1 protein-coding gene is annotated in these 1296 nt (G+C 68.8%); it reads right to left on the reverse strand.

The features are described 5' to 3' along the window. On the reverse strand, nucleotides 1–1296 hold a 1296-nt coding region (locus ABZY31_RS31255; RefSeq protein ID WP_356417075.1), incomplete at both ends, for a condensation domain-containing protein.

Raw genomic sequence — 1296 nt, forward strand, 5'->3', positions numbered from 1 at the left:
TACCCGGCGATCCGCCCAGCCCACGCCTCGTCGAACAGATCCGCGGCCACCGTCACCGAACCCCGAAGACCCAACGCCACACCCTGCGCGTCGAAAGCCTCGGAAACCATCACATCCAGATCGAACTTCGCCGCCCTGCGGTCTCCTGCCGAGGCTCCGCCCACCTGCAGACCCGGCAGGTCCACAACTGCCTCGATGGTGTCCTGCTTCGTCAGGACCACCTGGAAGAGGGGGTGACGCGCCATCGAGCGGCTCGGAGCCAGCTCCTCGACCAGCTTCTCGAAGGGCACGTCCTGGTGCGCGTAAGCCGACAGGCCCCTTTCACGCACCCGCGCCAGCAACTCGCGGAAGGTCGGGTCACCCGACAGATCCGCACGCAGCACCAGCGTATTGGTGAACCCACCGATCAGACCGTCCAGCGCCTCGTCGGTGCGTCCGGCGTTGGCCGAGCCGATCGGGATGTCCGTCCCCGCGCCCAGCCGGGACAGCAGCAGCGCCAGCGCCGCCTGGAACACCATGAACGTGGTCACACCCTCAGCGCGCGCCACCTCCACCAGACGGGCGTGCACCTCCGCCGGCACCACCAGCGGCACACTGTGCCCCTGATGCGAGGCCACCGCCGGACGCTGCCGGTCGAACGGCAGCCCCAGCTCCTCCGGAGCGCCCGCCAACTCCTCACGCCAGTAAGCCACCTGGCGTGAAATCAAACTCTCCGGGTCCTGCTCGTCACCCAGCAGCTCGCGCTGCCACAGCGCGTAATCCGCGTACTGCACCGGCAGCGGCTCCCACTCCGGAGCCCCACCCGCACACCGCGCCGCATAAGCAGCCGACACATCCTGAGCCAACGGACCCATCGACCAACCGTCTCCGGCGATGTGGTGGATCGACACCAACAGGACGTGCTCTTCGGATCCAAGCGAGAACAGCCAGGCACGGATCGGCACCTCGGTCGACAGATCAAAGACGTACCCGGTCGCCTCGGCGACCGCGTCGGTCAGACCAGCCGGCGCGATGTCGGCGGTCTCCAGCTGCCACTTCACGTCGTCCATGCCGAGGATCCGCTGATACGGCTCGCCGTCGGCCAGCGCGAACACGGTGCGCAGCACTTCGTGCCGCCCGATCACATCCCGCAGGGCCGTGCCCAGTGCAGCCCGGTCGATCTCCCCCGTCAGCCTCAGGGCCACCGGAACGTTGTACGTCGCGCTGGGGCCCTCCAGCTGGCCGATGAACCACAGACGACGCTGCGCGAACGACAGCGGAACCCGCTCCGGACGCGCCCCCGCCGTCAGCGCCACC

The organism is Streptomyces sp. NPDC006529, from assembly GCF_040611795.1.
In the GTDB taxonomy this organism is placed as follows: domain Bacteria; phylum Actinomycetota; class Actinomycetes; order Streptomycetales; family Streptomycetaceae; genus Streptomyces.